Raw genomic sequence first — 6833 nt, 5'->3', positions numbered from 1 at the left:
AGCCCCTACCGTGCGCGGTCCGTCCCCCCGACGACGACGGCTGCGCGCGCCGAGCCTGCCCGCCACGCGCCACAGGCGTACGTCGATACGGCGGCGGCCGAGGCGGCCGGGAGGCGCCGCCGACGCCGCCGGGCCATCGTCGCGGCGGTGGCGGCATCCGTTCTCGTCATCGTCGTCGTTGTGTCTCTCGCGGCTCTGCTGACCGCCGGCTGACCGGGCTGACCGCAGCCCCATCTGGCCCGCGCCACGGCGTGTCGCAGCCTCGTTCTGCCCGCGGCGTGCTTGCGCGTTTGCCCGGTCCCCGAAAGCCACGTATCATGGATCGGGTGTGCGCTCACGCGCGCCGTCAACCGTGCCTCGGTGCGGCGAACGGTGTGGGCGCCGCATCTCAGGGAACGGCCTGCGAACAGGCCACCCCCACGGCATACCCACCAAGCAAAGCGCGTCAGTCTTTCTGCCGCGTCGGTGGGTCCGCGTGAGCCCGCAGCGTCATGAATCGCAAGATCCGGATGCGGCGGGGGAGACCACGACGCTGTCACCGTGCAGCACAACAAGGAGAGAACGTGCCAACCATTCAGCAGTTGGTTCGCAAGGGTCGCTCGCCCAAGGTCTCGAAGACCAAGGCGCCGGCGCTCAAGGCGAACCCGCAGCAGGCCGGTGTCTGCACCCGTGTGTACACCACCACCCCGAAGAAGCCGAACTCGGCGATGCGCAAGGTCGCCCGTGTGAAGCTCCGCAACGGCACCGAGGTCACCGCGTACATCCCCGGTGAGGGCCACAACCTGCAGGAGCACTCGCTCGTGCTCGTCCGCGGCGGCCGTGTGAAGGACCTCCCCGGTGTCCGCTACAAGATCGTCCGCGGTGCACTCGACACCCAGGCAGTCAAGAACCGTAAGCAGGCTCGCAGCCGCTACGGCGCGAAGAAGGGCTAAGCAAGATGCCTCGTAAGGGACCCGCCCCGAAGCGCCCCGTCGTCAACGACCCGGTATACGGCGCACCCATCGTCAGCCAGCTGGTGAACAAGATCCTCGTCGACGGCAAGAAGTCGATCGCCGAGTCGATCGTGTACACCGCCCTCAAGGGTGTCGAGGCGAAGAACGGCCAGGACGCCGTCGCCACGCTCAAGAAGGCGCTCGACAACGTGCGCCCCACCCTCGAGGTCAAGAGCCGCCGCGTCGGCGGCTCGACCTACCAGGTGCCGGTCGAGGTCAAGCCTCACCGCGCCAATACGCTCGCGCTCCGTTGGCTCGTGAGCTACGCGAAGGGTCGTCGTGAGAAGACGATGACCGAGCGCCTCCAGAACGAGATCCTGGACGCGTCGAACGGCCTGGGTGCCGCGGTCAAGCGCCGCGAGGACACCCACAAGATGGCCGAGTCGAACCGCGCCTTCGCGCACTACCGCTGGTAAGCCGCTTCCTGCCGCTCCCGTGTCATCCACGGGAGCGGCGGGACCGCGACATCCGTCACCACAAGTAAGGACAGACCCCCGTGGCACAAGAAGTGCTCACCGACCTCAACAAGGTCCGCAACATCGGCATCATGGCGCACATCGATGCCGGCAAGACGACGACGACCGAGCGCATCCTGTTCTACACGGGCGTCAACCACAAGATCGGCGAGACGCACGACGGCGCTGCCACCACCGACTGGATGGAGCAGGAGCAGGAGCGCGGCATCACGATCACGTCGGCCGCCGTCACCTGCTTCTGGGACAAGAACCAGATCAACATCATCGACACCCCCGGCCACGTGGACTTCACGGTCGAGGTCGAGCGGTCGCTGCGCGTCCTCGACGGCGCCGTCGCCGTCTTCGACGGCAAGGAGGGCGTCGAGCCCCAGTCCGAGACGGTGTGGCGTCAAGCCGACAAGTACGACGTGCCCCGCATCTGCTTCGTCAACAAGATGGACAAGCTGGGCGCTGACTTCTACTTCACGGTCGACACCATCGTCAACCGCCTGAAGGCCAAGCCGCTCGTGATCCAGCTGCCCATCGGCGCGGAGAACGACTTCGTGGGCGTCATCGACCTCGTCGAGATGCGCGCGCTGGTCTGGCCCGGCGACGCCAAGGGCGACGTGACCATGGGCGCCAAGTACGAGATCCAGGAGATCCCGGCCGAGCTCGCCGACAAGGCTGCCGAGTACCGCGAGAAGCTGCTCGAGACGGTCGCCGAGTCCGACGAGCACCTGCTCGAGAAGTACTTCGGCGGCGAGGGCCTCACGGTCGCCGAGATCAAGGGCGCCATCCGCAAGCTCACCATCGCCTCGGAGCTCTACCCGGTGCTCTGCGGCTCGGCGTTCAAGAACCGCGGCGTGCAGCCGATGCTCGACGCCGTCGTGGACTACCTCCCCTCGCCCCTCGACGTCCCCGCCATCGAGGCGAAGGACCCGAAGAACGAAGAGGTCATCATCGAGCGTCACGCCGACCGTGACGAGCCGTTCGCGGCGCTCGCGTTCAAGATCGTGACGCACCCGTTCTTCGGTCGCCTCACCTACATCCGCGTGTACTCGGGCCACCTCGACTCCGGCGCCCAGGTCGTCAACGCGACCAAGGGCAAGAAGGAGCGCATCGGGAAGATCTTCCAGATGCACGCCAACAAGGAGATGCCGGTCGACTCGGTCACCGCCGGTCACATCTACGCCGTCATCGGCCTCAAGGACACCACCACGGGTGACACGCTGTCCGACAGCGCCAACCAGGTCGTCCTCGAGTCGATGACCTTCCCCGAGCCGGTCATCGAGGTCGCGATCGAGCCCAAGACGAAGGCCGACCAGGAGAAGCTGGGTCTCGCGATCCAGAAGCTCGCCGAGGAGGACCCGACGTTCCGCGTCGAGCAGAACTCCGAGACCGGTCAGACCGTCATCAAGGGCATGGGCGAGCTGCACCTCGACATCCTGGTCGACCGCATGAAGCGCGAGTTCAAGGTCGAGGCCAACGTCGGCAAGCCGCAGGTGGCGTACCGCGAGACGATCCGCAAGGTCGTCGAGCGTCACGACTACACGCACAAGAAGCAGACCGGTGGTTCGGGTCAGTTCGCGAAGATCCAGTTCGCGCTCGAGCCGCTCGAGGTCACGGCCGACAAGACGTACGAGTTCGAGAACAAGGTCACCGGTGGCCGCATCCCGCGCGAGTACATCGAGCCGACCAACCAGGGCTTCCAGGACGCCATGAACATCGGCGTGCTCGCCGGCTACCCCATGGTGGGCGTGAAGGCGATCCTCACGGACGGCGCGTCGCACGACGTCGACTCGTCCGAGATGGCGTTCAAGATCGCCGGCTCGATGGGCTTCAAGGAGGCCGTCCGCAAGGCGAACCCCGTCATCCTCGAGCCGCTCATGGCGGTCGAGGTGCGTACTCCCGAGGAGTACATGGGCGACGTCATCGGCGACCTCAACTCGCGCCGTGGCCAGATCCAGTCCATGGAGGACGCACAGGGCGTCAAGGTCGTCCGCGCGCTGGTCCCGCTGTCCGAGATGTTCGGCTACATCGGCGACCTGCGCTCGAAGACCTCGGGCCGGGCCGTGTACTCGATGGAGTTCGACAGCTACGCCGAGGTTCCCCGCGCCGTGGCCGACGAGATCATCCAGAAGGTCAAGGGCGAGTAACCCTTTTCCCCCGGGATGCCTCGGTGACGAGGCATCCCGGGGGCACAACTTCACACAGAATCAACAGAACCGTCTCCACTAAGGTGGAGATATCCCCGTAGACGACCGGTCGCAAACCAGTGCCCGGAAGTTCTACACGACCGTCCTGAGGAGGACCCAGTGGCTAAGGCCAAGTTCGAGCGGACCAAGCCGCACGTGAACATCGGAACGATCGGTCACGTCGACCACGGCAAGACCACGCTCACCGCAGCGATCTCGAAGGTGCTCGCCGACACCTACCCGTCGGCCACCAACGTGCAGCGCGACTTCGCGTCGATCGACTCCGCTCCCGAGGAGCGCCAGCGCGGTATCACGATCAACATCTCGCACGTCGAGTACGAGACCCCGAAGCGTCACTACGCTCACGTCGACGCCCCGGGTCACGCCGACTACATCAAGAACATGATCACCGGTGCTGCTCAGATGGACGGCGCGATCCTCGTGGTCGCCGCCACCGACGGCCCGATGGCGCAGACGCGCGAGCACGTGCTGCTCGCCAAGCAGGTCGGCGTCCCCTACCTGCTCGTCGCGCTGAACAAGTCCGACATGGTCGACGACGAGGAGATCCTGGAGCTCGTCGAGCTCGAGGTTCGCGAGCTGCTGTCGTCGCAGGACTTCGACGGTGACAACGCTCCGGTCGTGCGCGTCTCGGGCCTCAAGGCTCTCGAGGGCGACGCCGAGTGGACCGCGAAGATCCTCGAGCTCATGGAGGCGGTCGACGAGTCGATCCCTGACCCGGTGCGCGACAAGGACAAGCCGTTCCTGATGCCGATCGAGGACGTCTTCACGATCACCGGTCGTGGCACGGTCGTCACGGGCCGCGCCGAGCGCGGTACCCTCGCGATCAACTCCGAGGTCGAGATCGTGGGTCTGCGCCCGACGCAGAAGACGATCGTCACCGGTATCGAGATGTTCCACAAGCAGCTCGACGAGGCATGGGCCGGCGAGAACTGTGGTCTGCTCCTGCGCGGCACCAAGCGTGACGACGTCGAGCGCGGCCAGGTCGTCGTGAAGCCCGGTTCGGTCACCCCGCACACCAACTTCGAGGGCACGGCGTACATCCTGTCCAAGGAGGAGGGCGGCCGTCACAACCCGTTCTTCACGAACTACCGTCCGCAGTTCTACTTCCGCACCACCGACGTCACCGGCGTCATCACGCTGCCCGAGGGCACCGAGATGGTCATGCCCGGCGACACCACCGACATGACGGTCGAGCTGATCCAGCCGATCGCCATGGAGGAGGGCCTCGGCTACGCGATCCGTGAGGGTGGCCGCACCGTCGGCGCCGGCACGGTCACGAAGATCATCAAGTAAGGTTCTTCGCGCGATCTCCAGAGGGGGTCGGACCCGCAAGGGTCCGGCCCCCTCTTTCGTCGTCCCCGGCCCTCCTCGTCCTGCGTTCGCGACCGTGCCCCTGCGTTCGCGACCGTGCCCCTGCGTTCGCGACCGTGCCCATCCCGTCGCGACCGTGTCCCTCCCGTCGCGACCGTGCCCCTCTCGTCGCGACCGTGCCCGGGCATGCTCGACGCAGAACGGGCATGCTCGACGCAGAAAGGGCATGGTCGACGGGGAGCGCGGAGGCTCCTGCACAGGGAACGTGGAGACGAAGGTGGGCGGGTGGAGTGCACGGATGCCGCGACTTATGCCCATCGCGGGGAGCCGGGTCGCCACAGTGGGAGCATGTCGCGAAGGAGCCGGACGGTCCGAGTGGTGCCGCGCCATACGCGGGGCCCTGGTGAGCCTGCCTTCGACGGGATGCCGCAAGAGGACCACACGCGGCTGCGACCCGGCGCCTACGTCCGGACGTCGGAGTGGGATGCGGTGTTCGCCGAGGAGCGGCTGCGAGCCCGGGCACGCGCGGTCGCTGGACGCGTGACCGCGCCGGGATCGGCCTTCTGCCGAATGACGGCCGCCGCCTGCCACCGGCTTCCCGTGTACCGGTGGCGCTCCGACCGCGTGGACATGGTCTGCGCCCGACCGCATACCCGGCGCAACGGGCGGGACGTTCTGCGGCACCAGGAACCACTTCCTGAGCAGGACGTCGTCCTGATCGACGGCATTCGCGTGACCTCGCTCGATCGCACGGTCTACGACGTCATCCGCACGGCGTCGATGGAGACCGCGCTCGTCGTGTATGACGCTGCGCTCCGAAAGCTCGCCTGGAACGAGGCCACGCGGTCTTACGACGGTGCCAAGGCGGCGGAGTTTCGCGCGCTCGTCGGCGCTCGGATCATCCGAGGCGCCGGTGCCCGCGGCATCCGTCGAGCGCGCTTCCTCGCTGGGATCGCCGACGGGCGTGCGCAACTTCCGGGGGAGACGATCACGCGGCTATGGATGCGACAGCTCGGCGTGCCCGAGCCAGAACTTCAGTACCGCATCGACTTCCCGGACGGCACGTTCGCCCTGCTCGACCTCGCCTGGCCGGCCCTCGGGCGGTGGGTGGAGTTCGATGGCGCGTTCAAGCTCACCGACGAGGACGTGATGGGTGGGCGCACCGCAGCGGAGGTCAGTGCCGATCAGCAGAAGCGCGAAGACCGCGTGCGTCGGTTGACAGGATGGCGGTGCGATCGCCACGGATTCGAACGGATGCCGAGCATCGACGCATTCGCGGACTACCTGCGTTCGATCGGGCTGCTGTGAGCCGCAGTCGCGGGCCGCGGCGCCGGGCTCAGATCATGCACTGCGGCCGGGGTTTCGCCGCGGCATCCGTTCCCGCCACAATTGGCCTGACGCCTCGCCGGGGGGCGGCCGAAGGAGTGAGCATGGGCGGTTTCGACGACCTCGTCAACCAGGGCAAGGATCTCTACGCGCAGAACAAGGACAAGATCGGCGAGTTCCTGAAGTCCGAGCAGGCCGAGGACATCAGCGACAAGGTGCTGGACGGCGCCTCGGGCATCGCGAAGAAGGTCGTGCCGGAGGAGCACCACGACACCGTGGACGACATCCGTGGGAACGTCGACGGAGCGGTCGGCAACCAGTAGAACCATCTGCGATAAGGACGGCCCGGGGGAACCCGGGCCGTTTTCCATTTCTCGGAGTTATTACGCGACTTTCGGCAATCGTTACCTTGTCGCTATCGCCCGAATCGGATATTCCTCGGGTACTTGACGCGCGCAGGTACTCGGCATACGTTGACGGCGGGAACACGTTTCGGCTCGTGTTTGGGGAAACGCCGAACCTCTTGGGGATCT

Annotated in this window: 7 protein-coding genes; all 7 read left to right on the top strand. The window is 66.6% G+C overall.

All coding sequences use genetic code 11. The annotated features are described in order from the left end of the window. Positions 1–213 (top strand): hypothetical protein (locus ACI3KX_RS16290; protein ID WP_404910366.1); only part of this gene is annotated, 213 nt, incomplete at its 5' end. A 350-nt stretch (positions 214–563) separates the two neighbouring features. Further along, positions 564–932: a 30S ribosomal protein S12 gene (gene rpsL, locus ACI3KX_RS16285; RefSeq protein ID WP_018171438.1), complete on the top strand. Its 369-nt coding sequence runs from the start codon at positions 564–566 to the stop codon at positions 930–932. Between the two features lie 5 nt (positions 933–937). Further along, a complete protein-coding gene (gene rpsG / locus ACI3KX_RS16280; protein WP_055962856.1) occupies positions 938–1408 on the top strand; it encodes a 30S ribosomal protein S7 in 471 nt (156 codons plus the stop codon). An 80-nt stretch (positions 1409–1488) separates the two neighbouring features. Further along, entirely contained in the window at positions 1489–3603 is a 2115-nt protein-coding gene (gene fusA, locus ACI3KX_RS16275; protein ID WP_349426345.1) for an elongation factor G, read from the top strand. Between the two features lie 159 nt (positions 3604–3762). After that, positions 3763–4956 carry an elongation factor Tu gene (gene tuf / locus ACI3KX_RS16270; RefSeq protein ID WP_308867838.1) on the top strand — a complete coding sequence of 398 codons (1194 nt, stop codon included), beginning with the start codon at positions 3763–3765 and terminating at the stop codon, positions 4954–4956. A 441-nt stretch (positions 4957–5397) separates the two neighbouring features. Next, a complete protein-coding gene (locus ACI3KX_RS16265; RefSeq protein ID WP_404910365.1) occupies positions 5398–6282 on the top strand; it encodes a hypothetical protein in 885 nt (294 codons plus the stop codon). A gap of 122 nt (positions 6283–6404) precedes the next feature. Beyond that, positions 6405–6623: a hypothetical protein gene (locus ACI3KX_RS16260; RefSeq protein WP_363356926.1), complete on the top strand. Its 219-nt coding sequence runs from the start codon at positions 6405–6407 to the stop codon at positions 6621–6623. Positions 6624–6833 lie beyond the last annotated feature (210 nt).

Source organism: Microbacterium sp. ZW CA_36 (assembly GCF_044987475.1).
In the GTDB taxonomy this organism is placed as follows: Bacteria; Actinomycetota; Actinomycetes; order Actinomycetales; family Microbacteriaceae; genus Microbacterium.
Note: the sequence above shows the minus strand (reverse complement) of the source record. Positions and strands in the feature narration are given on the sequence as shown.